We start from the raw sequence: 25977 nt of genomic DNA, 5'->3' as shown, positions 1-25977 counted from the left end.
CGCATGGTGAGGGCGATCACACTGTGAATGTGTTATATCGCCGGATCGACCCGACGTGGCAGCGCGAGAGGATTGGCATCCTGAAGCCCGTCAGGAAGGAGCTCATCGGGGATATCCTGATAGCAGACGGGTCTGAGGAAGCGTTCGATTGCCCCGGTGCCGACAGAAGTACTGCGTGGATCCGATGTCGCGGGGAAGGGACCGCCATGGACCATCGCGGCCGATACCTCGACCCCCGTTGGCCAGCTATTGGCAAGAATACGTCCGACCCTGCGTTCGAGAATTGGCAACAGATGTCGCGCGACCGGCAGATCCTCTGAGGTTATCTGCAGCGTGGCTGTCAGTTGCCCCTCGAGGCTGCGGGTTACATCCAGCATGGTGTCGATCGTGTCGCAGGCGATGATGAGCGAACAGGCGCCGAAGATCTCACGGCCCATGACAGGATCGGCCATGAAGGCCTGTGCGTCGCTTCGGAACAGGGCTGCGCGGCATCCGGCCTCGTGGTCGAGAATCCCCTGCGCCACGAGCACGGCACCCGGGCGGGAAGCCAAGGCTTCGACTCCTTCGTCATAGGCATGACGAATGCCCTGTGTCAGCATGGTCGCCGACACCGCTTTAACGATCGCGCCTTGTGCGCGCTCGACGAAGCGCTCCAGATCGGGGCCGGCCAGAGCCACAATGAGGCCCGGATTGGTGCAAAACTGACCCGCTCCCATGGTCAGAGATGCCACGAAACCCTCAGCAAGGGCCTCAGCCTTTTCACGCAGGGCACCGCCTAGGAGATAGACCGGGTTGATGCTGCTCATTTCGGCATAAACGGGAATGGGAACAAGGCGTGCCGCTGCGAGGCGGGAGAGCGCTAGCCCACCCTGACGTGACCCTGTGAACCCGACCGCTTGGATGGCGGGATGCTGCACCAGCAAGGCACCGATCTCATGGCCTTCGCCGCCGATAAGTGAGAACACCCCCTCATGCAGTCCACAATGCTGACGCGCCAGGATGATAGCATTGCCGATGAGTTCGCTCGTGCCGGGATGAGCGGAATGGGCGCGTGCCACGACCGGACAGCCTGCGGCAAGCGCCGAGGCTGTGTCGCCGCCTGCGACCGAGAAGGCCAGAGGGAAATTGCTGGCACCGAATACGGCGACAGGACCGATCCCGATGCCGATCTGCCTCAAATCAGCCCGGGGGAGTGGCTTTCTGTCAGGCAAGGCCGTGTCGATACGGACGTCGAAACAGCTTCCATCTCGCAGGAGAGAGGCGAACATCCGTAGCTGGCCCATGGTACGTCCACGCTCGCCTCTGATCCGTGCCTCTGGCAGACCGCTCTCGGCGCAGGCCCGGACAATGAGCGCGTCGCCGAGCGCCTCGATCTCGTCAGCAATTGCATCGAGGAATTCGGCGCGCATCTCGGGTGAGGTCGCGCGATAGGAGTCAAAAGCGGCATCGGCAAGCTGGCAGGCCTGGTCGACATCCTGGGCAATGGCGTTCGTGAAGTGGCCGTCGAGCGTCGCGCCGCTTCGGGCATTTCGCGCGCGGAAACCATTGGCGCGCGTGATACGCTGGTCGCCAATCAGGAGGGCACCTGTAAGGGTCATGAGCATTGTTTCCTCATTCTGCGAAAGAGCGGGCGGCCGAAGCGATCAGGACTGAAAGCCCGCATGGGTGCGCGGCCTGCAACGCTGTCCGCAAGCATCTCTGCTGTGATGGCAGCCAGCGTTAGACCGAGATGGTTATGGCCATAGGCGGCATGCAGCCCTGGCATGGTGCGGGAGGGACCGATTGCAGGGAGATAATCCGGCAGGGTCGGTCTGGCGCCGTGCCAGCGGGTGAAAGGAGACGCGACCGGCAGACCCAGCCTGCGTACCTGGTCTTCGAGCCAAAGCCATTTCCGTGGATCGGGCAGGCTGTCCGGACTGGTAAATTCGACAAACGATGTCGCGCGTAACTGCGTGCCGAAGCGGGTCACCACGAGCGCCCGATTTTCGAAGATCAGATTAGGGAGTGCCCAGTTCCCCCCATGCGCCCATTGGATATGATACCCCCTCTCGGCGATGAGGGGCACGCGCAGGAACGGGACCAGCTTGGCGGAACGCACGCCGCAGGCCAGAACAACATGATCGGCCTCCTGCGCGCCGCGCGTGGTCTCGACGCATATCACGCTGTCACGACGCTGAAGGGAAAGGGCCTCTGCCTCGATCGACCTTCCTCCCGCGTGCAGAAACGCCTCGAGAAGGGTATCAAGAACGCGGCGTGGATCGGTGACATGCGCCGTGCCCTGATATCGAAGCCCCGCATCGAGCGGTACCGCGATGCGGTCACGTATGGCGGAGAATTCGGCTTCAACGAGGGGCATCACCCTCGCTGTGCCGTGATCGGCGGATTGCGCAGCCAGTTGAACGTCCCGCGCCCGGGTGCCTTCCCATAATTTGACGACACCATGCCGGTCGAGAAGATCGGGAGCGCCTAGATCCGTTACCAGCCGTTCCCATGCGGGCAAAGCATGCCTCATCAATCGGCCGAGCGCTGCATCGCCACGGGCAGTCTGGTCGGGCAGACAGGCACGCATGAAGCGAAGGGACCAGGGTAGAAGGGTTGCAGGGCGTTGCCAGTCGATGGCGACCGGCCCGGCCGGAAAACGCTCAGTGAGGGCGCGGCGCATGGTTGAGAAGTGGGCGAGAGGGGTGATCTGTTCGGTGGCGATATGACCGGCATTGCCCCACGATGCCGGCTGCAGGTCCGGGATGGCCACAAGGGTCACGGCATGACCGGATTTCTGCAGCCTGTAAGCTGCGGCGCGACCGATGATTCCTCCACCGATGATGACGACGCGGCTCATAGCGGCTGGCAGACCTGATTGAGCCAGGCGCATTCATCATCGCCGAGATAGGGCGACAGCATCCGGAAGACACGCGCATGATAATGATCGAGCCAGTCGATCTCGGTCTGCGTGAGGAGTGTCACGTCGATGCCCCGGCGATCGATTGGTGCAAGGGTCAGGGTTTCGAAGCGCAGATATCGCCCCGCCTCGCCGATAGTGTCCAGCGTGGCCAGCATGGCGTTCTCCAAACGCATGCCATGCGATCCGGGGGCGTAATAGCCCGGTTCGTTTGTCAGAACCATGTGCTCGTGAACAGGGTCGAGCACCGGACGACGTGTGAAGCCAAGCGGCCATTCATGCACGCTCAGATAGCTGCCGAGCCCGTGACCCGCGCCGTGATCAAAGTCCAGTCCTGCCTCCCAGAGTGAGTGGCGCGCAAGAGGATCGAGCCGATAGCCGGGAGTAGCTTCGGGAAAGACAGCGCGGCTCAGCGCGATAAGCCCCTTGAGGACCCTCGTGTACTGATCGCACCATGAGGCCGGCGGCCGATCGCCTGTCCAGATCGTGCGGGTCACATCCGTGGTCCCGCTGCGATACTGGCCCCCACTATCGATCAGGAAAAACATCTCCCGACCGATGACAGCGTCCTCGCCGCGGTGCGGCATGTAATGCATGATAGCGGCGTTCGGCCCGGCGCAGGCGATGCTGTCGAAACTCGCTCCAAGACAGGAATCGGCCTCGAGACGGAAGGCGAGAAGACGCCCGGCCAGGTCGGTCTCGCTCAGCCCGATCCCGTTTTTCTCGAACCAGCAGAGAAATCGGGTGAGCGCGATCCCGTCGAGAAGATGCGCTTCGCGCATACCGTCACGCTCAGCTGCCGTCTTGCAGGCTCTTGGAAGCAGGCAGGGATCGACCCCGTCGAGGATGGTTGCGCCTGCTTCCCGCAGCGTCTGCGCGAACCAGACAGGACATCTCGCCTGATCGATGCGTATGGTTTTTCCGCCAAGAGCGATCAGGGCCCCCTGAAGGGCATCTGGGGTGTGGATCTGCGTTGTGGTGCCCAGATGAGCCCTTACCGGATCGGCAAGGCGACCGGGATCGATGAAAAGATCCACGGTGCCTTCCGCATGCAGAATGGCAATACAGAGTGCTACGGGAAGATAGGGCAGATCTGATCCGCGGATGTTCAATAGCCAGGCAATACAGCCGGGATCGGGAAGGATGACCGCATTCTGCCCTTCATCCCGCAGCGTCTCTGCCAGTGTCGCGACCTTGTCTTCCGCGCTGCGTCCGGTCCAGCGATCGGGTTGTATTGTGACCTGCGAGGCAGGCACTGCAGGGCGATCCCTCCAGATCGCATCGACCGGGTTTCGCCCGAGAGGGATCATGAGGCAGCCCGCGGCTATGAAGGGACGAAGTTCGACCTCGCTGATGATCTTCGGGTCGTAGCCGATACGGGCCAGACCACCATGGCGTGCAAGCCAGTTCTGTGGAGGCGTCTCATAGAGATGCCCGTATTGCCAGAGAGCGGGATCGATTTGCTGTGCAAGCTGAAGCTGGTAGCGCCCGTCTGAAAATATTATCGCCCGGTCGGGGAGGATGAGCGCGCATCCTGCCGAGCCGGTAAACCCCGTCAGCCAGGCAAGGCGGGCGGCACTATCTGGAACATATTCACCTAGATGCTCGTCACCCCGAGGGAGAAGAAAACCGTCGACGTCCAGTGAAGAGAGTTCGGCCCGGAGGGCAGCGAGGCGCGTCGCATGAGACATCATGGCCAGGCAATCTCCTGTGAAGGGTTCGTAAGGGGCGGCAAATTCGCGGCCGCCAGTAGTGCCAGGCCGAAGATAGGTCCGGCGCTGAAATCCAGCTCGGGGCGGAAGGTTACCGTGATGCGGCGCTTGTCACGTGTGAGGGCAAGTGGAACAGGGTAGCGACGGTTGAAGAAGCTGTCGGGTGCATCGTTTTCGAGACGTTCACGGGCAATCTCGATCCCATCCACCAGAACCGAGAAATGGCGTCGACGCTCCCCCCCCCAGTAGGTGGTTTGCAGCAGAAGCGGATCGTGCGATCCGCACCCCATCTGACAGGAGAACCAGCCCCCAGAGCGTGCGTCACGCCCGTTACGACCGCGATAAATGACGGGGAACGAGAAGGCGCTCGTGACGGCGTGATCACGCTCGGATTGCATCTCGCCGGGGTGGACAACGTCGATGGCATGGGACGCAATCAGATGACGGCGTTTCTCCTGCTCGGCATAGAGCACGCTCTTCTGTCGCCATTCCGCCTCGGTGAATACCGGGAAATAGACAGCGGCCCGGCGATCATGCAGCGCATGAAAGGGGCGCAGGACCAGATCTTGTGGACGACCGATATGACTTGTCTTCCAGCTCCCGGGCATGGTGGGGTCGGGAATGAGGGCGTCCAGAATCGATGTCCCGACGAGCACAGGCGCCATTTCGTCCCATGCCGCTGCTGCAGGGGCGAGATCGGCGGCCAGCACGGTAGGACCGTGCAGGAGGGCGATGACGGACTTGCTATCCGGGGTCGTCTCACTGCGCAGCGGCAAGGCCAGGGTGAAGGACAAAACATCTTCTGGTTGCCAGATACGCTCGATCCGCAGCATGCCGGCAGCGGCCTGCACGTCGAACGCCTCCCCATTCAGCAAAACGGCTTCCAGATGGCTCCAGTGCGGGATGCGGAAACTCAGGGTGCGCGCCTGTGAGGGCGCTTGCTCGATCACAAGCCGGATGTGACCGTCATCTGGGTACCTAGTCTCCAGGCGCAGGGTGATGCCGCCCGCGCTCCAGAAGACGCGTGAGGGGATATAGAGCATGACGCGCAGTGCCCGCTCGTTCTCCTGCCAGTAGATTGAATCCCCATGCTTGGCATGGCTCTCCATGCCCGTACCGACGCAGCACCAGAAATCATCGAAAGGCGTGGAATAGTCGCGCTTCGCCCCCGCCATCAGTGGCGTCATATAGCAGAACATGCCGGTGCCCGGATGCTGCTGCGCGCGGATATGGTTGAGCTGAGTGCGCTCATAGTAATCGAAGAACGTGTTGTCCTGTTGCCGGGCATAAAGCTGCCGCGTGAGTTTGAGCATATTATAGCTGGCACAGGTCTCGCAGGTCTGTTCTGTAATATGACGCGATATCGTATCCGGCGGTGGGAAATACTCCCTGTCTCCGTTGCCGCCGATGACATAGCTGTATCGTTGCGTCACGGCGTGCCAGAATGTCTCCGATGCAACAGCGTCGCCTGCCGCTCCAGAAATCTCATACAGACGTTCTAGCCCGATGATTTTCGGTATCTGTGTATTGGCATGGAGATTGGCCAGATTGTCCTGCCCCTCGATCAGGGGCGAGAGGGTGCGGCGGTCCCGGATGAGCCGGGCGAGCCGAAGCCATCTGGGATCGCCGCTGCGTGCATAGAGTTCTGCAAAACTCTCATTTAGCCCCCCATACTCGCAGGCGAGGACATGTTGGATTTGCGCGTCGGAAAGAGGATTGAACACGCCCTCGATATAGGTTCCCAGCCTTGTCATGAGACCGCGCGCGCGCGGATCGGCGCAATGGAGTTCCGCATCCAGCAGGCCCGCGAAGAGCTTGTGCCAGTTATAGAGTGGTGACCAGGCGCCATTCAGATCGAAACCCGTCGAATGGATCTGACCCAGCCGTATCTGCTCGAAAACGGTTTTGCCCGGCAGGATCTTGTTCTGCTGACGACTGGTGAAGCCGCCGATGTAACCCGATGGATCGCGAGCCTGACAGAGTGCAAGCTCGGCGGTGATATAGGCAACGCGCGCTCGGAACGCAGCATCACCGGTCTGGGCATGATGCAGACTGAGGGCGCTCAGATAATGGCCGAGCGTATGGCCTGCAATCGTGTCGGATTCCCATCCGCCATAAGCAGCGCCTTTGGGCGCCAGTCCGGCCTGACTGCGATAATGATGGAGGAGCCTGTCAGGCTCGAGACGCATTAGATAAGCAGCATTCACGGTCTGCGCCTGCTGCCAGGGTGAAGGCAGCAACCGCACCTGGTGCATGGGGAGGGCGGTGAGACGTGGGCCGCCCTTCATTGCGTCGGCCTCAACATTTCCGGCGTCGAAGGGGGGCGTGTTGGCCATGGCTGGGCAGGTGAGAGCAGCCACTCCGCTCAGAAGGGCTCTGCGCGTGAGGGCCGGGCTCATCCGAAAGGGTGCCTGACGTCATGGGCAGGGCGTGTGAACCACTCCGGTCCCTGTTCGGTCATGTAGAAGTGGTCCTCCAGTCGGATACCGAAGGCATTCGGAACAACGATCATCGGTTCGATCGACCCGCAATGTCCGGCACGCAGAGGAGTCTTATTGCCGCGCACAAGATAGGGTGCTTCATGAATGGCCAGCCCGACGCCGTGGCCCGTGCGATGCGGTAGCCCCGGCAGCGCATAGTCTGGTCCGAGGCCACGCGCCTCGAGCACCGCGCGCGCGGCATCGTCGACGGCATGGCAGGGCGCTCCTGGCTCTGCCGCAGAAAAGGCAGCAAGTTGCGCCTCTTTTTCGATCGCCCATATTTCTGCCTGCAAGTCGGGAATGCTGCCGAAGGCATAGGTCCGAGTGATATCGGAGTGATAACCGGCGATGCGGCAGCCTGTATCGATCAGAACGAGACTGTCCCTTTCCAGAATCTGGTCGCCTGCGAGACCATGGGGAAAAGCTGTCGCTACGCCAAATTGCACGGCGCAGAAATAGGAACCTTGCGGCGCACCGAAGGCAACGTGCTGTTCATCAATCATCCTGCAGATGGCACTGGCCGTGAGGCCTGGCTTCAAGGCGTGGAAAACGGCCTCATGGACACGCAGCGTCAGGGACATTGCATGCTGGATGAGGGAAATCTCGGAGGACGATTTCTGAGCCCGCATCGGATCGATCACCGATTCCGCGCTGCCGAAGCGCAGATCAGGACGCGCGTCTTTGAAACCGCTAACGAAACGAAAGCTGAATTCGGGATCGAGCCCGACCTTGGCTCCAGCGAGGAATGCATCCAGAGCGACGATACAGGGCGGTACATCTTCCTCCCATGTAAGCAGATCGACATCGATCATGATGCAGTCACGCAACGATCCGACCTCGAAATGTGGGCAGACCATGCGCGGTCGTCCTGAGGCGGGAATAACGAGTGCTACGAGTCGCTCTGTCGGCGTCCAGGGTATGCCCGCGAAATAGTGAAGACTGGCACCCGCATTGACGATGACGGCATCGAGACCCTGCTTTGCAAGCATTGCACGGCAGGCGGAAACGCGCTGTTCGAACTCCGATTTTTCAATGCGAAGAGGGGGTGTCCCCGAGTGGTTCATCAGCCTGCCCTCAAAATTCATGTTGATTATGTTACGTATACGATAGACGATAATGAGATGAGGGAGCAAGTCGCTCCGCTATCGTAAGAGGTAAAGAAATCATGAAATGGTCAGGCGTTTTCCCCGCAGCTACGACGCAGTTCTCGCAGGATCTTTCGGTCGATCTCGGCGCGACGCAGCAGGTTCTCGATAACCTGATCAATGACGGCGTCCATGGGCTCGTGATTATGGGAACATGCGGTGAGAACAACTCGCTCGAACCGGATGAGAAGATCCGTGTGCTCGAAGCCGCTCACGAAGTTATTGCAGGGCGCGTCCCCTATTTTGTCGGCGTGTCGGAGCTCACGACGCCACGCGCGGTCGCATTCGCCCGTCAGGCGGCACGTGTGGGCGCAGATGCGCTGATGGTGCTTCCTGCCATGGTCTATGTCCCCAAACCCCATGAATTGGAGCATCATTTCAAGCAGGTTGCTGCGGCTTCAGATCTGCCGATCATGCTTTATAACAACCCGACGGCCTACCGCGTTAACATCGAGATGGACGTTCTTGCGCGTCTGGCTGAATGCCCGACGATTCAGGCCATCAAGGAAAGCTCTGCCGATACACGTCGCTATACCGATGTCGCCAATGCGTTTGGCGATCGCTTCGTCATCATGGCCGGGCTCGATGACGTAGCCTTCGAAGGCCTGTTGCTGGGCGCAGAGGGCTGGATTTCAGGTCTGACCAGCGCTTTCCCCAAGGAGTCGGTCGCCCTCGTCGAGGCGCTGCAGCGCAAGGATCTTGAAATGGCGCTGCGTATCTATCGCTGGTTCATGCCCTTGCTCCATCTGGATGCAGATCATGACCTCGTCCAGTCCATCAAGCTGGCAGAGCAGATCATGGGGCGTGGCTCCGAGCGCGTGCGTCTGCCGCGCCTGCCTCTTGAGGGCGCGCGACGGAACGCGGTGACCCGTATGGTCGAGACCGCCGCCGCCAGTCGTCCGTTCTGATCTCAGGCAAACCGGGGATATCCATGCGTCACACTTTTTTCTGTATCGACGGCCACACGGCCGGTAACCCTGTGCGGCTCGTTGCGGGAGGCACGCCCCTGCTGCGTGGTGCGACGATGGGAGAGAGGCGGCTGGATTTTCTCGAACGCTTCGATTGGATCAGAACCGGGCTTTGTTATGAGCCGCGTGGTCACAGCATGATGTCCGGAGGGTTCTTGTATCCTCCGAGCCGGCAGGATACCGATGGCGGTATCCTTTTCATCGAGACGAGCGGCTGCTTACCCATGTGTGGCCATGGCACGATCGGTCTGGTCACATTCGCCCTCGAGCATGGGCTGCTTGTGCCTCGCGAGCCGGGGACGCTGAAGCTCGAAGTCCCGGCCGGATTGATCGATATCTCATACACCGAAGAGGCAGGGCGGGTTACGAAGGTGCGTATTCGCAATGTGCCTTCTTATGTCGCCGCCACCGGTATCAACATCGACGTAGCTGGCATCGGCCCTCTTGTAGTCGACGTGGCGTATGGCGGTAACTACTATGCAATCATTGAGCCCCAACCTGGATATGAAGGGCTGGACGCGCTGGGGGCACAACGCATTTTGGACCTGAGCCCGCGAGTCAGGCTGGCGGTGCAGGCGAAGTGTCACCCGGTCCATCCACTCGACCCTGCCATCAACGGCGTCTCACATGTCCTCTGGGCGGATAAGGGACTCTCACCGACTCAAGGTCGGAATGCCGTATTTTACGGCGATCATGCGATTGATCGCAGCCCATGCGGCACCGGGACCTCGGCACGCCTCGCCCACCTCCATCACAAAGGGCTTTTGCAGCCGGGCCATCCTTTCATACACGAAAGTTATATCCACAGCCGGTTCATCGGTACGATCGAGTCGGTCACTTCGCTCCCCGGGCCGAACGGGACCGTTCCGGCAATAATACCGCTGATCGAAGGCCGTGCGGTGTCAACCGGTTTCAATACTCTCTGGATCGATCCGGAGGATGTCTTCTGCCACGGATTCCAGGTCTCATGAGGGGACTCGTCTCAGCCTGCGCGGCTGCGCTTCTTTTCGGGTGCTCGGCGGCATTCGGTGGTGTCACGCCGATGCCTTGCATGAAGGGACATGACGGGCATTTTCATCTGGAGATCGATGGCAGACCCTTCTTTGTTCTCGCGGCCCAAATGCATAATTCAAGCGCCTGGCCGGAGTACCTTCCAGTTTTCTGGAAGGCAGCAGATGCCCTCTCTGTCAATACGGTGCAGGCTCCGGTCTACTGGGAAATTATGGAGCCTGCTGAGGGGCATTATGATTTTTCGATGGTCGACACCCTCATCACCCAGACACGCACGCATCGCAAACGCCTTGCTCTGCTTTGGTTCGGCACCTGGAAGAACGGCGCAGGACATTACGTGCCGCTCTGGATGAAACGCGACACCAAACGTTTTCCTCGCCTGCGCGATGCCGATGGCCGTCAGCTGGATGGTATGTCGCCCTTCGGTAGCCAGACACTCGAGAAGGACAAGCAGGCTTTCAGCGCGTTGATGAAGCATCTGCGTGAGCGCGATTCCGTCGAACATACGGTGATCATGGTTCAGGTGGAGAACGAGCCCGGACTGCTCGGCACTGTACGCGACCATAGCCCCGAGGCTGAGGCTGCTTTCCACGCGTCGGTCCCGGCCAATCTTGCAAACGGTGCGCGGGGAACCGACTGGATGGGGCGTTTCGGTAATGATGCCGCCGAGTATTTCGCGGCCTGGTCTGTATCACGTTACGTGAATGCTGTCGCCGCAGCCGGAAAGGCAGAGTATCCGCTGCCACTCTACGTCAATGTCTGGTTGCGCTATCGAGGCCTGACACAACCAGGGATCGAATATCCGAGTGGCGGCGCCACGGTAAATGTGCTCGATCTCTGGAAGAGGGAGTCCCCGGCAATCGACGTGATCGGCACCGATACCTATACGGGTAATTTTGCGGAATATCAGGCGGGGGTACTACCCTATCAGCGGATAGATAACGCGCCCTTCCTGTCTGAGAGCGGCATAACGGAAGAAAATGCGCGATGGGCGTGGGACATGCTCTCACGCGGGGCGCTCGGCGCCTCCGTGTTCGGTGTCGATGATCCGGGTCTGCACGATGCGGCCATTCGTCTCCATGGGGCCGATAACCGCCTCCTCGCGCAAGCGGCTCCTGTATTGGTGCCTCTTGCAACACGCGGTGACGTGGTCTCCCTCATCGAGGAACCCGGGGCGCCGTCGCCCACGCGTCGCCTGGGCAACTGGATCATCAAGGCGAGTTATGGCACGCAATGGGGACAGCCCGATCCTTCATCGGCGCCGATCCGCGACAAGCCAGTGGGGCGCGCAGTCGTCGCGCGCCTAGACGAGATACATTTCCTCGTTATCGGCGCCGCGTCGCGCATCGGTCTGACGACGGCGCTACACGACACCAGCCTCCACGAAGTAAGGCGTGTCGAGCAGGGGGAGATCGACGCCCGGGGAGTTTGGCATGGAACGCGTATCTGGAACGGTGACGAGACCGATAGCGGGCTTAACTTGCCGCCTGAGGGTGTCATGCTTCGGGTTGAACTGTCGCCTTGATGGGCTGCTTGATGTCCAGCTCGGAGCGTAGATCCTCCAGCGTGTCCTGAAGATGCTCGACAAGCAAGGTCTCGACAGTCAGAGCGTCGCGCTCAAGCCAGGCGGCAAGGATTTCCCGATGTTCGGTATTGGCGCGCGTGTCACGCCCCAGGGGATGGAGGTGGAAACGGACATAACGCTCGGCAATCACACTTAACGTCTCGATCACATGAAGTGTCAGACGCCCGGCGCCCGGCCGCACGAGAGACAGATGAAACACGCGGTTGAAATTGCTCAGATCGGTACGATGCTGCTTTGCGGCAGTCTCCAGCTCCTTGAGCGCCTTCTGGGCAGTTTTCTGATCTGCGGCCGTAGCCAGGAGGGCGGCCTCTGCCGCAGCGCTGGGCTCGAGCCTCAGACGAAGCTTGAACACGTCCTCTGCCTCTCGTGAGGTAAGCTCACAAACGGTATAGCCGCGCTTGGGCTGCGTCTTGACCAGACCATCCTGCTCCAGACGCGCCAAAGTCTCGCGCAGAGGGATTTTGCTGATGTTGAACTCGGCTGCCAACGTATCCTGGCGGATCGGCTGACCTGCGGGAAGTGCCCCGGAGAGGATCTGTTCACGCAACACGCCATAGAGCTGGTCCGTAATGGACCTGACGATCAGAGGCTGCATCTTGCGCGCGGCGAGGGTCATGAAACGGCGTTACCTTTTCGTTGCGGTCTTGTCACGATTAGCGAGGAGTGACACAATCATATATCGTATACAAAACGAGGCTACCAGTCATTTTGGGTGGCGCACTGTGTCTGAGGCGGCCGATCGAAGAGGTTGTGCCGCGTCCGCATGCGTCCTGCAAAGAAGATTCTCGGACAGGCCCTCGGTCTAATCGCGGCGGAGCGAAAAATGATGAAGAGAAGGATGATTCTGACGGGCGGCGTACTCTCTGCCGCCAGCCTCGCGATGCGCGGCATCGCGCTGGGGCAGGGGGAAACTGTCCGGCCTGTATCGTCTGGCAGGGAGCAGGCATGGAAGATCGTCGAGGACAGGGCAACACCCGACGGAGCGCTCATGCTCCTTTCATCGACAGGTGAGACGATCAGGCTCAGTCGCTTTCTCGAGAGTTACGAGGCCCCCGCCGGAGTGCCCTATTGCGGCCTTTCCTTTTCCCGTCTTGCCCTCGCCGAGGCCGATCTGCTGGCCGATACATTGCTGCGTGGGGAAGACGACCCCGACGAGATGGCGGTGCGCGATGCCGCACCACCGGTAGATAGTCATTTCGAAAGCGAGCAGGTTGGCCGCATCATCTGGACCAGTTTCATTGGCACGCCTCAGGCTGATGATGTCATGCCGCTCACGCCTGCAGGTAATACGCGTAACTGGCATGTCGATCGTATCGCCCCGGAACTTCATGCCGGAGCACCATTGGTAGCCCATCGTCGGGAGGGGCTCCTTGGTGGGGATCTGCCGATCATTGTCAAACAGTTCCAGACAGGTCCAGGTCGCTACTGGGAGGTCATGGTTTTCGCCGAGACAGACATTACGGAAATCCATCAGGTGCCAAGCTGGCAGCGGGTCACGCTTGTTTCGAATGGGAAAGTCGAACGGGTGGTCTATGGGACGAGCTATCCGCCTTTCGGACCATTCCGACCCGATCCAGATGAGAGCCAGTTCAACGCGGCGCTGCTGCGCTGCGTATTTTTCTGGCGCAAGACCCAGATTGGTCAAATGCAAATTCACCTTCCGCGGGCAGACTGGAGCGATATTGCCACCCATGGTTTCGTGAAGGAACTCATTGTGCGTCGCGGAGGGACGGGCGCGCGTTACGGTGTGGTCGACAGGGATTATGCCGGTCCGGAATATGACGGGTTCCAGGACATATTTACGGCCTCGCTCTATGCCAATCTGGTTTGGGGTCGCTTCGATCAGGCGAAGGCGATCCTGATCGACCAGTTCGAGCATTTTGTGACGCCGGACGGGCTGGTCGCAATGCGCGGCCCTGAAGTGGGGCAAACAGGGCTGACGCTGTCTCTGCTCGCGCTTTATGCGCGGCTGAGCGGCGATCTTGCTGTGCTGCAACGCTACCAGTTGAAGATAGGCGCCATGGCTCAGGTGCTGGTCGCGCTCCATGACAAGGCCCTTGGGTTACCGGATGCGGACCCGGCCCACGGGCTGATTTCGGGCTGGAGCGAGAGCGATGCGTGCCTGTTTCCCGATCCATCGATCTGGTGGAAGCCCTATTTCAGCAATTCCGGTCTCGCCGCGCGTGGCTTGGAGGATGGCGCCATTCTCTGGAGGGCTCTCGCCCCCGGCGAAACAGCTCGCAGTGAGGATTGGCTGAGACGGGCGAAACAGCTGCGCGCTCGCGTCAATGAAGCGCTGTCGTCCTCGATCCAGCACGACCAGTCGCCTCCCTATGTTCCCATCCTACCCGGTGTGTCCGAGAGCTTTCGCAAGTCTCTACTCACGCATCGATACAGTGAGCAGCAATGGGCGCATCGGGTTTATGCCGAGTTGCTTCAGTCCGGGGTGCTCACGCCAGATCTGGAAAATCAGCTTATCAATTCGATGCGTGCCCATGGCGCGACGGTCATGGGCGTTGTCGGCAATCTGGCTCCTCCGAGTGCCGAAAGCCGAGACATGCTTGGATTCATTTCCTACGGCTATGCGCTGGCTCTTCTGCGTCAGGATCGTATCAGGGAATTTATCTTGTTCCTCTATGCTCATCGCTATCACATCCATACGCGTGGAAGCTGGACGGCGTCCGAGGTGGCAGGGCTGAGAGGGGAGCTTGCCCTGTTCTGTCTCCCCGCACAAATGACCCTGCCCATCCTCCTCCGGGAGGCGCTTGTGCATGAGGATGAAAATGGCACCACTCTCCATCTTGCCCGTGGCGTTCCACGCAGTTGGATGTGGTCGGAAAGCGGCATTGGCGTGTCGGACGCGCCGACGCCATGGGGCAAGATCAGCTTCACTCTGAGGCGGCGATCGGACGGATCACGCCTCGATATGCGGGTGACTGCTGAGCGTGCTTTGCCCGGCACGATCAGGCTCGCTCTGCGTTTGCCAAAATCCAGAATTCCCCAGTCGGTGACGGGTAGCCTGCCGCCTCATGCTCTCGTCCTGTCAGGATCGACACTCATTATACACCCGGGTGGCGTGCAAGACTTTCGGATCGAGATCATTCTGAAGTCGGCCTGAGATAGGGAATATCATATCTTAAATGGAACGTTGCAGAATCGTAGCGTATACGATATCTGGTATCTCATCGGTGGCGGTGTTGCCACGTTGTGGCCAGAGAAGGACATGAAGTTCCATGAGACAGTCCCATCGCCTCATGCTCTGCGTCGGAGCGTCATTCCTTGCAATGACGGCATCCGCACAGGCAGCAGGACTCACGCAGGATAGCAAGGGCAGGAAAGTCGTGTCTGCCAGCGCCGCCCGGACCAAGGCAGGTACGATGTCAAAGCGAAGCGTGTTGTCGAACGCAGCGTCTGACAGTGGCAGGATCGAGACGGTCACGGTGACCGGCTCGGCGCTGAGCCAGAACAAGGACCAGAACGCCAACCCGGTTCAGATCATCACGGCTCGTGAGATCCAGAAGACATCGGCCGTTACAATCGGAGATTATCTGCAGCGCCTGCCGTCCATCGGTACCGGTGGAGCAAGCGGCACCTCCACCAATACCCAGTCTAATGGTGGTCTGGGTATGTCCTGTGCCGATCTGCGCAATCTGGGTCCTAACCGCGTTCTGGTTCTGGTGGATGGTAAGCGTCAGGTCCAGACAATGGGGCAGGGCTCCTCATGCGTTGATCTGAACGCCTTGCCGGTGGATCAGATCGCTTCGGTCGAGATTCTCAAGGATGGTGGCTCCGAGCTTTATGGTGCCGATGCGGTATCGGGTGTCATTAATATCAAGCTCAAGCACGATCTCACCACAGGCGGGATCACGGTACGCGGCGGCATCACCGACGTGGGCGATGGCGCGACAGGTAAGATTTCCGGCTACAAGGGTTTCAATTTTGACCACGGTCGCGGCAATATCTCCGTTTTTGGCCAGTATCTGACCACCAGCGGCGTCATGCAGCGTAACCGCGACTGGTCGGCTCTGCCGTGGAACGCGAATGTCGCTCCAGGGGCGACCATCCCTTATGGCAGTTCCATTACAGCAAACACGCGCGTGTTTGTCGGCGATAACAGCTATGTTTCGAATGGTTCCGGCACGGCAGCCGGCTATCACAGTTTCACGAACGCCGACCGCTACAATTTCGCGTCGGCGCAGAACCTGTCGAACAGCCTACAATCGTCCAATTTGAGCGGTGACGCCCATTACGACGTCAATGATCATCTCCAGCTCTACGCGAATGTGCGTTACTCGCACAAAACCGCTAATAATTTTCTGGCCGGATGGCCCACCACGGGAGCGTCCTACCCGTCGACCCTGGAGTCCTCAATCATCCTGCCCAGCGGCAGCCCCTATAATTACTGGGGTCAGGATGTCTCGCTATATCGCCGTTTCACGGATCTCGGGTCCCGGCGCTATGAGGAGGCGGTAGACACGACTCAGGTTATGGGCGGGGCCAAGGGACGTATCGTTGCCAACTGGTTCTATGATGCGTCTATGACCTACGGCACCTCTCAGGCCATGCTGAACGCGGAAAACTCGCTGAATTACGCGCATTATCTGCAGGCACTCGGCTCACGTCAGGTCGATCCCACGAATGCGGCCAGCGCGGTCGTCTATGACCCGTCGATCTGTGTTGCCTCTACCGGGTGCTCGCTGATCAATCCCGGGACATCGCTGACGACCGCCCAGGCAGCTTATCTGCGCCACACGCAGATCGACCATGCCTATTACCAGATGCGTGATTTCAATCTGCGTGTGCACAATAACGACGTGGTCAAGCTGCCCTATCAGCATGGCGGCGCCGTCGGTATCGCGCTTGGCATGGAGCATCGTAGCGAGCAGGGTAGTTATTCTCCCGATCCTTTGGCGGCAAATGGCGATCTGGGCGGTGGCTCCACCTATACCGGTGGCGGATATAATGCGACCGAAGCCTATCTTGAAGGTAAAATTCCGCTGCTGCAGGACGCGTTTCTGGCCAAGGATCTGACTATTGATGGTCAGGGGCGCTGGTCGCATTACAATACGTTCGGCGACGCCTATAACTGGAAGGTCGGAATCAACTGGGCACCGGTACGCGATATCCGCTTCCGTGCAACACTCGGCACATCTTTCCGCGCACCGACCATCACCGAGCTCTACGGAGGCCATGCGATCGGTTATTATTCGGGCAATGATCCCTGCGCACAGGCCAGCAGCTATGGGGCACTTTCGCCCATGGTCGTGGCGAATTGTGCCAAGCAAGGGGTCAACACGGCTACCTTCGTCAACGCCAACTCAGGACAACTCCCTCAGCTTTCAGGCGGCAATGCCGCGCTCAAGCCCGAGGAGGGGCGTACCTATACGGTCGGCACGGTCATCACGCCGCGCTGGATTCCCAATCTACAGGCCTCCGTCGAGTATTGGCATTACACACTCAAAAACATGATCGGCACCTTGCCCGGCCAGTATATCGCCGATGAATGCTACACCGGTGCCAACCCGTCTTATTGCAGCTATATCTCTGCACGAAACGCCTCCGGACAGATTACGCAGATCAACGATACCTATCAGAACCTGGGCGGACTGAGGACGAGCGGCATCGATTTTGACCTGAGCTACACACTGCGTGTCACGCGATATGACAGTCTTACGGTGAGCAACAACTTCCAGCAGCTGGTCAGCTATCTGCAGCAAAACACGCCTGGCGGTTCATGGTACAACTACGCTGGCAGGCTCTTTTATCAGGCGGGTGGCGGTCAGCCGCGCGTGCGCGATTACGCGACAGCAACATGGCGCCATAACAACATCTCCCTGACCTACATGATGAATTATATAGGGGGAATGCACTTCAACGACGGCTCGACCGATCTTTCCTGCAAGTCGTTCGTTTATTGCAAGGTTCCGGGCATCTTTTCGCACGACGTGACCGTCGATTATCGCACGGGGCGGTGGAATTTCGAAGGCGGAGTCCAGAACATCCTGGACAAGAAACCGCCCTTCGTTCCCGATGGCGCAACCAATACGGCTCTTTCGATGTACCCTCAGCAGATTATCGGTCGGTACGTCTTTCTTCAGGCGGGCGTCAGCTTCTGAAGCTTTCAATATCTCGTTGTGATCTGCATTGGCTCCAAGCAGATCACAAAAAGGAAAAAAGATCAGGGTTTTCACCTTGTGAAGGCTGTTCTTTGATTCTTCTAAGGTGGCCGAAGGCTTTTGACGAAGTGGCGGTCACTTTACATCCATCTATCCCAGTGGTGCGCAGGTTCGTTGGGTTGGGGCAGAGTTGCCGGACAGAGGCCTTACGTTCTTTTTGACCAACGATCCTTACGCGTTAGCTGCCACCTTCCCGAGTATCGTCGCCACCTGTAACGCTCTGCCTGCACGATCCGTCTTTGCCCGGACATCAACGTCGAGCTATCATATAGGCATTCGGTGCTGCCCTGATGGAGCTCTCTATGCGCCTGCTTCTACCGATTGCCTTAAGTCTGCTGACCTCGACGGCATCTGCAGCCGCCCCGTTTGACCGCAAAGCGTGGCAACAAGATTATTCACAGCTCAAATCCGAGCTGGTGGACCGTTACGCTAATCTCGCATGGAAGGCGTCCGACGCCGGCGGAATCGACTTGCCTGCGCTTGATCGTAATACTGAGGCTGCAGTGGCGTCGGCGAGTGACGACACCCAGGCGGCCGACGCTATTCGCGCTTTTATCGCTGGCTTTCATGATGGGCATCTCTCGGAGTTGCCGTACCTCGCTGTAGCGACGACACCTTCGGTCGAGCCCGGCCGGCACGTTCTTGATCCGGCGGCGCCGATCAAAGGATGCGCGGCGCTGGGATACGCCTCGACCGGATCAGTCGCTTTTTCTTTGCCACTGGAAGGGCTACCCGGCTTCAAGTTGATATTGGACGGGCTTGGTTCGACGTTCCGGGCCGGCACCATCACGCGATCGGGCGTGATGCTTGGTATCATCCGCATCCAGAACTTCCGTGCCCGCGCCTTTCCTGCCGCCTGTTTGCATGCCTGGGCAGACCTACGGCAGGCTGGCAGGGCAATCACTCGCGATTCAGTGCACGGCGCGGCGGAGCTACGCTGGTTTCAGGATATGGCGGCTGAGATCAGGACGCTGCGTCACACCGGGGCCACGGCCCTTGTCGTTGATATTGGCAATGACAGCGGAGGCGACGATAGCGGCGATTGGACGCCCCGTCTCTTTACGGAAAGGCCGGTACGATCCGCACGGCTTCTAATGGCAGACGCATCCGATGCCGGTCGTTACTTCGCTGACGAGATCAGAGATATTAACGAAGCGCTCGCCGCCACTCAGTCGCACGACGCCAAGGCTGCGCTCACAGATGCACGATCCTTTTTCTCCCAGCAGACCGCGGCGATCGGTGAGCATCGTTGCGACCTGTCATGGGTCTGGCGCGAACAACGCGCCTGGTCGCCGACGAATTGCAATCGGCTACTCTCTGCGGGTTATGCTGGGGGCTACTCCGCTGGCTTGGCTCGAAGTGCGCTAGGCGACAGCAAAGCTGCAGCCGCTCTTTCTTCTGCATCCACAGTTCAGTCATTCTTTGGCAGCTGGACCGGGCCGACTTACGTTCTTGCCGACCAGCGCTCCTATTCGTCGGCTGAAATGTTTGCAGCCGTTATGCAAGACAACCGGATCGCGAAGCTTGTTGGCAATCGCACAGGTGGAGATGGGTGCGGCTTCATGACGAAAAGCGACCCAATCATCCTTCGACATTCGCGTCTTCGTTTCCGAGTGCCGAATTGCATGAGATTACGTGCGGAAGGTACAAATGAGGAAGCTGGCATTGTGCCCGACATTTCCGTGCCACCAACCGAAGGCGAAAGCGAACGGGCACGGGCCGAACGGGCTTTGCTGGCGATCATCAACGACTTGGCAGGCGCTTCTCGGAAGCCCCACTAAGCGCAGATCTAGGCGAGAGTTAGCTTACACGCCTGTCGAACCCGACTAGGAAAACTTATGGCAGCAGGCCAACCACTAATTGCCAGTAGTGCATCCGCGAGTCTGTCCTGCATGCCGCCCCCTCAGTGGCTTCCCAGATCTTCCGTTGCGACTTTCCGCGCAATGCACCTACTTCCGATAACAGGAGGCAATGGAAGTGTTCACCTTCAGTCATAATCCGACTGAGCGTTATGCCGGACAATCGCCAACGGCCTTCCTGGTTCTTGCTCGAACTTCAGTTATGCGAGTTCATCGTTAATAACTTTATCATTTTCGATTAATATTCGATAATATCGTCAATGATCAATTAGGTTTGATGTCTGCTAGTTTTTTAATACTGTTTTTATAATGGAAAAGGCGTAAGGCGCCGGGCAACAGGAATGTTGCAGGTGTATCTACGATGAAACGCAGTATTGCGCGTCTTTCTCTCCTCTCCGTGTTTGCTAATGCATTCATGGCAATCCCCGCTTTTGCTGCTGCGGAACAAGCGCCACTTCCCACTACCCCGACAGCATCTCCCGCAACTGTCTCCGGGTCGGTGGGGGACTGGACCTATCGTTGCATCTATCCCGCCGGTTCACTGAACGGTGCGCCAAATATTTGTACGGTTGAGCAAAGACTCTCCAAGCAGGAAGCCGACAAGAAAGACGTACCCATCGGAGGAGTGATTCTGGCAAAGGCGACGCCGGATGCGGTCAAGATGCCGATAGCAAGCCGTCCATGGCGCCTGACGCTCATGACACCTCTTGGGCTATCGCTGGTCAAACCGGCTCATCTGGTTGCAGACGCCAATGCTCCCCTGACCCTTGCCTGGCAAAGCTGCATTCCGACCGGGTGTTTGTCGGTTCTGGAACTGACGGAGCAGCAGTCTCGCGCCCTCAGGCATGGCAAACAGGGGCATATGCAAATCAACAAGCTCCTAGACGGCGTGCTGACGATCAATTTTGCGCTCGACGGTCTCGATGGTGCCTTGGCTGCCGCCGAGCAGTTGATGGCTCGTCCTGCTTCGCACTGACGTCATCTTCAAGCGCATCTCTTAAACCGGGCCTGTTTCAATGTCTGCGTTACGCGTTATCCGCCTTGCCCTGACAGGTGGATTCTCTCTTTTTTACTTCGCTACAGCACACGCCCAGGCTCAGATGCGGGCTGATCCGCCTGCATTGATGCCAGCAGGCCCAGGGTCGTCACAGGATCAGTTCCAGCGTTTCAGGCAGCGTCAGCAGCAGCTGGATATGCTGCCTCCACCAGACAGCGACACCCAATTTCATAATCCGTCCCCGATAAAAGGCGGGGGAAGCTGCGTTAGGGTCTGGTCTCTTTCAATCGAGAATGCGCCGCATCTGGGCGATGCAGCCAGGAGCGGGGTGATCCAGCGCTACGCGGGACGCTGTCTCGGGGTCAGTGACTTCAATCATGCGCTTGATGATATCAACCGTGCTTATGTGCAGCAGGGTAATGTTACCTCACGTGCTTATCTGCCTGAGCAGTCCCTGTCGTCAGGCAGGCTGCGCATCGTGGTGATAGAAGGTACGCTCTCTTCGATCCAGTTCGCTGGCATCTCCGCGCGGCATCACGAACTCATGGGGTTCCCTGGGCTGCGCGACCATCTCCTGAACCTGCGCGATCTCGAGCAGGGTCTGGACCAGATGAACCGTATGCCGAACTGGTCGGCAAAGATGCAGATCGTTCCCGGTGACAAGCCGGGAAGCTCTTCGGTTGTCATCCAGGAGCAAAATCCTGGCATCCTGCACGGGCAAGTCTGGGCGGATAATAATGGTCAATACCAGACCGGCCACGAGACGGGCCATGCACTTCTGACGGCTCAGGACGCGCTGGGCCTGCTGGATATGTGGTCAGTCGAATATGACCACTCTCTGGTCGGATCGGCCGGTCACCGGGGCACTCAGTATTTTTCAGCCGATGGTTCGATCCCCTACGGCAAATGGTCGGTCTTCAGCGGGTTCTGGATGTCTGATGATGTCTATCACCTGCAGACACTGGGTGAGGATTATCGTCTCGGCGGGCGTCGCCGTGATTTCCGTTTCGGCGTCTCGCGCGTTGTCGCGCGCAACAGTGTCGGGGTAACGACCCTGCAAGCGCTTTACGAACTCAAATCATTCAACTCGACTCTCAACCATGTCCGGCTGAATACGCAAAGTGCCCGCCAAGCCTCGGTCGTGACCCAGGCCAGTGAGTCTCTCAAGGTACTCGGCGGGCTTTGGTATATTACGCTCGGTGTTCGTTTCGGCACAGACGGCGCAGGCACAAGGTCAAGTTTCGCGCATCCGATAGAGAGCGAGCCGCACACAAGATACGTCAAGCCTGCGCTGGATATTGATGGCTACGAGCCTCTTCCATTCGGGATGTCCTGGCACGTCTCCTTTCATGGCGAACTCAGTTCACGCAATCAATTCGCGACGGAGCAACTGCAGCTCGGCGGCCCCTACACGGTACGCGGCTTCCTGAGCCAGATGCTGGTGGGGAACAAGGGGCTCTATGTCCGCGACGATATATCCTATCGCCTGGCCCCGCTCGATCTTCATGAACGCTGCGGCGTGTACCGGGGCCTCTGTCGCCTGTTTGTCGACGGTACAGAATTTTACGGGATCATTGATGGCGGGTTCGTGAAGCTCGGATACCGAGCGGATAATCTGCCGCCAGCGCTGCGAGGGGGATCCATTGCCGGTGCCGGCTTCGGGCTGCGCAAGGTCAGCGGCCCGGTGTTCTGGGGCGCTTCTGCAACCCATGCCATTGCTCATGGCCCTCTCCCTGACGAGGGCTGGATTGCTGCATTCCAGGCAGGAGTGCGTTTCTGATGAATGACACTCTCATGAAGAAAAACCTTCGCAAACTTCTGGCGGTTTTTCTTTCCGCAGATATGGCCCTGTTTCCCGCCATAGCGAGTGCCCAACAGGCCGCGCCGTCAATCGTCATCGATAATCATACGATGCCGAGCGCCCCTGCGCCCAATCTGGACCGAACCGCCAATGGCGTGCAGCAGCTCAACATCGCCACGCCCAACGGCGCAGGTCTGTCGCATAACATGTTCACGGAATATGGGGTCGAGCAGAAGGGGCTTATCCTCAACAACGCGACAAAGGCGGCCCAGACCCAGTTGGGTGGGTATGTTTATGGCAATGCCAATCTGAATGGGACGAGCGCCAAAGTCATCCTCAATGAGGTGACAGGCCCCCATGCCAGTCAGATGCTGGGGACAACGGAAGTCGCCGGGCAAAGTGCCAATGTCGTTGTTGCCAACCCCAATGGTATCACGTGTAACGGATGCGGCTTCGTCAATACGAGCCGGGTGACGCTTGCCTCCGGTCATTCCGAGATCGATACAACCGGAAAGCTGGCTGCGCTCAAGGTGCAGGATGGTTATGTTGCATTTGAAGGGCAGGGGGGTAATTTTACCGCGGTCCCAGTTCTCGACATCCTCAGCCGTCGCGTCACGTTCAATGCCCAGGTCAATGCCCAGAACGCGCGTCTTGTTGTTGGGCAGAACCGTATCGATTACGAAACTGGTCAGGTTCATCCGCTCGACAAGGATGGAAGCCCGGCACCGGCTTTTGCGATAGACAGTACCGCGTTGGGCGGGCTCTATGCCGGACAGATCTCCATGCTCGTCAATGAGGCAGGTGCGGGTGTTCGTGTCAACGGCACAATGGCTGCCAATGCTGGTGACATGACTCTCACAACGGATGGGCAACTCGTCCTGAATGGTAAAATGAGCGCATCCGGCCGGGTCGAAATGGCGGCTGGAGAGACGCAGCAGGCAGGATCAATCCAGTCGGGCGCCTCAACGCAACTGACATCGACCGGGGCCATCACCCAGTCAGGTCAGATCGACTCACAGCAGGGGATCGCGCTCTCGGCTACAACTGTGCGCAATACGGGCTCCCTGAAAGCGGCTGGGGGTGCTGGCATTCGTATCGCGGCACGTAACGACGTTCGCAACAGCGGTACGCTCGCAGCGAGCGGCGGCGCTCTCTCTGCATCCGCGCAGTCTATCGGTAATGAGACCGGCGGCGTTCTGGCTGCACAGGGACAACTCGACCTGCAAAGCGCAGGAGATATCGCCAATAGTGGACAAATTGCGTCACAGGGCAGTTCGGTCTCACTCCGGGCAAACGGTAAATTTTCACAGAGCGGGGGTGAACTTGCGGCCCAGGGCGGGGCTCTTTCGATCACCGCCAACGCGATCGCTAACGATGAAACAAGTCGTATCGCCTCGCGTGACGCCATGCACTTTACGGCGACGCAATTTGGTAATGCCGGGAGCATTATCGCCGGGCAGGATCTGTCTTTTGAAAACAGTCCATCCCTGGCCAATTCGGGCAATATTCAGGCTTACAGTTTGTCGGGAGCGGCTCTTCAGTCTCTGAGCAATTCTGGCACGATCCAGGCTGTATCCGGTGCCATGTCTTTCTCGGTGCAGACAGCGTTGCGCAACAGCGGCACGTTGTATGGCGCGACGGGTGCGACGATCAGGGCTGGTGGTGCGCTCGATAACAGTGACGGCCAGATCGGTGGGGGGAATGGTGCGGTCTCTATCACGGCAGGCTCTGTTGCCAATAACCGGGGCAGGATCATCGCCTCTTCCGGTGCGCTCGGTCTGACCGTATCGGGCGATATCGACAATAGTGACGGCACGCTTTCGACTAAGGGCGGCGCCTTGTCTGTCTCGGGGCAGACGCTGACGAATAACGGGTCGGGTGTCATTTATGCGTCCGGCCCTCTGACAGCGACGCTGGCACAATATAACGCCACGCAGGGTGCGTCTGTGGCGTCCGATGCTACTCTGGATCTTACTGCCTCGGGCAGCGTGCAGAATGATGGACAGATCCTGTCGGCGCAGGGCATGACGCTCGCCGCACAGAGTGGTCTGGTCAATGATGCCCACGGGCAGATGGTTGCAACAACGGGCGGTCTGTCGATCACGGCACAGGGCGCAGGTCTTACCAATAACGGTCAGCTGGGCACGCTGAATGCTGGTGCCGTTTCTCTGAATGGCGCGCGCTATGCGGGGTCTGGCCTTGTGCAGTCTGCCGATAGCCTGACCTTGCGTATGGATGGACTGGCCTCGGTCGGTGGGTCATTGCTGGCAGGCAAGGGCGATCTGTCGCTGACTGCTGGTGCCTTGTCTTCAACCGGTCAGATCGGTGGGCAAAACGGCTTGCTGAGCGTGTCCGTTCAGGATGCCTTGCGTAATAGCGGCACGCTTTATGGTGCGACGGGTGCGACGATCAGGGCGGGTGGTGCGCTCGATAACAGTGATGGCCAGATCGGCGCGGGGAGTGGTGCGGTCTCTGTCACGGCAGGCTCTGTTGCCAATAACCGGGGCAGGATCATCGCCTCTTCTGGTGCGCTCGGTCTGACCGTATCGGGCGATATCGACAATAGCGATGGTACGCTCTCGGCTAGGGGCGGCGCCTTGTCTGTCTCGGCGCAGGCGCTGAAAAATAACGGGTCGGGCGTCATTTATGCTTCCGGCCCCCTGACCGCGACACTGGCACAGTATCGAGCCGCGCAGGGTGCGTCTCTGGCGTCGGATGCCACACTGAACCTCACCGCTTCAGGGAATGTTCAGAACCAGGGCCTGGTGCAATCTGCAAGCGCCATGTCAGTCAAGGCTGAGGGTGGTGTCGACAACGGGTCTGAGGGGCGGATCATCGCTTCAGACGGTAATCTCGACATATCCGCTCAGGGATCAGGCCTTAATAATGATGGCAAGATAGGCACGGTCAACACAGGCACTGTGCAGGTTCGGGCGGCGGAAATGACGGGCGCCGGTCTGGTGCAATCTGCCGATGGGCTGGATATTGCGGCGGTCCGCAATGTTGCGATGACAGGCTCGCTTTTGGCAGGGCAAGGCGATTTGACCCTGTCATTCGATGATTTCTCGTCTTCCGGAGAGATCGGTGCCCAGGCAGGTGCGCTCAGGCTTTCGTCGCGCAATACCCTGCGCAATAGCGGCACGTTGTATGGCGCGACGGGTGCGACGATCAGGGCTGGTGGTGCGCTTGACAATAGTGATGGCCAGATTGGTTCGGGGAATGGTGCGGTCTCTGTCACGGCAGGTTCTGTTGCCAATAACCGGGGCAGGATCATCGCCTCTTCTGGTGCGCTCAGTCTGACCGTATCGGGCGATATCGACAATAGTGACGGCACGCTTTCGGCC

At 59.1% G+C, this 25977-nt stretch carries 15 protein-coding genes; 9 read left to right on the top strand and 6 right to left on the bottom strand.

Features of this window, described 5'->3' with window-relative positions; genetic code table 11:
• Positions 1 to 32: 32 nt before the first annotated feature.
• The 5 genes from AA105894_RS11045 to AA105894_RS11025 are packed head-to-tail and all read right to left on the bottom strand — an operon-like array spanning position 33 to position 8155.
• Positions 33 to 1598, bottom strand: a complete 1566-nt coding sequence (locus AA105894_RS11045; protein ID WP_267311762.1) for an aldehyde dehydrogenase (NADP(+)) — start codon at positions 1596 to 1598, stop codon at positions 33 to 35.
• Complete coding sequence (locus AA105894_RS11040) at positions 1595 to 2839, bottom strand: NAD(P)/FAD-dependent oxidoreductase (protein ID WP_267311761.1); 1245 nt, start codon at positions 2837 to 2839, stop codon at positions 1595 to 1597. The genes AA105894_RS11045 and AA105894_RS11040 overlap by 4 nt, the downstream gene beginning before the upstream one ends.
• Positions 2836 to 4593 (bottom strand): M24 family metallopeptidase, encoded by a 1758-nt coding sequence (locus tag AA105894_RS11035; RefSeq protein WP_267311760.1) that lies wholly within the window; start codon positions 4591 to 4593, stop codon positions 2836 to 2838. The genes AA105894_RS11040 and AA105894_RS11035 overlap by 4 nt, the downstream gene beginning before the upstream one ends.
• Positions 4590 to 7010, bottom strand: a complete 2421-nt coding sequence (locus AA105894_RS11030) for a glycoside hydrolase family 127 protein (RefSeq protein WP_267311759.1) — start codon at positions 7008 to 7010, stop codon at positions 4590 to 4592. Before AA105894_RS11030 ends, AA105894_RS11035 begins: the two co-directional genes overlap by 4 nt.
• Complete coding sequence (locus tag AA105894_RS11025) at positions 7007 to 8155, bottom strand: M24 family metallopeptidase (protein WP_267311758.1); 1149 nt, start codon at positions 8153 to 8155, stop codon at positions 7007 to 7009. Before AA105894_RS11025 ends, AA105894_RS11030 begins: the two co-directional genes overlap by 4 nt.
• Positions 8156 to 8256: 101 nt before the next feature.
• On the opposite strand from AA105894_RS11025, the gene AA105894_RS11020 reads away from it, so the two are divergent.
• The 3 genes from AA105894_RS11020 to AA105894_RS11010 are packed head-to-tail and all read left to right on the top strand — an operon-like array spanning position 8257 to position 11740.
• Complete coding sequence (locus AA105894_RS11020) at positions 8257 to 9144, top strand: dihydrodipicolinate synthase family protein (RefSeq protein ID WP_267311757.1); 888 nt, start codon at positions 8257 to 8259, stop codon at positions 9142 to 9144.
• Positions 9145 to 9167: 23 nt separating this feature from the next.
• Positions 9168 to 10175 carry a 4-hydroxyproline epimerase gene (locus AA105894_RS11015; RefSeq protein WP_267311756.1) on the top strand — a complete coding sequence of 336 codons (1008 nt, stop codon included), beginning with the start codon at positions 9168 to 9170 and terminating at the stop codon, positions 10173 to 10175.
• Positions 10172 to 11740 carry a DUF5597 domain-containing protein gene (locus AA105894_RS11010; RefSeq protein WP_267311755.1) on the top strand — a complete coding sequence of 523 codons (1569 nt, stop codon included), beginning with the start codon at positions 10172 to 10174 and terminating at the stop codon, positions 11738 to 11740. The genes AA105894_RS11015 and AA105894_RS11010 overlap by 4 nt, the downstream gene beginning before the upstream one ends.
• Here AA105894_RS11010 and AA105894_RS11005 read toward each other — a convergent pair.
• Complete coding sequence (locus AA105894_RS11005) at positions 11712 to 12416, bottom strand: GntR family transcriptional regulator (protein ID WP_267311754.1); 705 nt, start codon at positions 12414 to 12416, stop codon at positions 11712 to 11714. The genes AA105894_RS11010 and AA105894_RS11005 overlap by 29 nt on opposite strands.
• Before the next feature lie 207 nt (positions 12417 to 12623).
• Here AA105894_RS11005 and AA105894_RS11000 point away from each other — a divergent pair, with 207 nt between their 5' ends.
• The 6 genes from AA105894_RS11000 to AA105894_RS10975 form a co-directional block, all read left to right on the top strand.
• The gene (locus AA105894_RS11000) at positions 12624 to 14918 is read left to right on the top strand and encodes a Tat pathway signal protein (protein ID WP_267311753.1); all 2295 of its coding nucleotides are present in this window, start codon (positions 12624 to 12626) and stop codon (positions 14916 to 14918) included.
• 115 nt (positions 14919 to 15033) lie between these two features.
• Positions 15034 to 17916 (top strand): TonB-dependent receptor plug domain-containing protein, encoded by a 2883-nt coding sequence (locus AA105894_RS10995; protein WP_267311752.1) that lies wholly within the window; start codon positions 15034 to 15036, stop codon positions 17914 to 17916.
• 362 nt (positions 17917 to 18278) lie between these two features.
• Positions 18279 to 19757: a S41 family peptidase gene (locus AA105894_RS10990; protein WP_267311751.1), complete on the top strand. Its 1479-nt coding sequence runs from the start codon at positions 18279 to 18281 to the stop codon at positions 19755 to 19757.
• A gap of 439 nt (positions 19758 to 20196) precedes the next feature.
• Positions 20197 to 20811: an invasion associated locus B family protein gene (locus AA105894_RS10985; RefSeq protein WP_267311750.1), complete on the top strand. Its 615-nt coding sequence runs from the start codon at positions 20197 to 20199 to the stop codon at positions 20809 to 20811.
• 40 nt (positions 20812 to 20851) lie between these two features.
• The gene (locus AA105894_RS10980; protein WP_306414311.1) at positions 20852 to 22612 is read left to right on the top strand and encodes a ShlB/FhaC/HecB family hemolysin secretion/activation protein; all 1761 of its coding nucleotides are present in this window, start codon (positions 20852 to 20854) and stop codon (positions 22610 to 22612) included.
• Positions 22612 to 25977 (top strand): two-partner secretion domain-containing protein (locus tag AA105894_RS10975; RefSeq protein ID WP_267311749.1); only part of this gene is annotated, 3366 nt, incomplete at its 3' end. The genes AA105894_RS10980 and AA105894_RS10975, both read left to right, overlap by 1 nt.

The organism is Asaia spathodeae NBRC 105894 (assembly GCF_025994195.1).
Classification (GTDB): Bacteria; Pseudomonadota; Alphaproteobacteria; order Acetobacterales; family Acetobacteraceae; genus Asaia; species Asaia siamensis.
The sequence above is the reverse complement of the archived record's forward strand: the minus strand, read 5'-3'. Positions and strand labels throughout refer to the sequence as shown.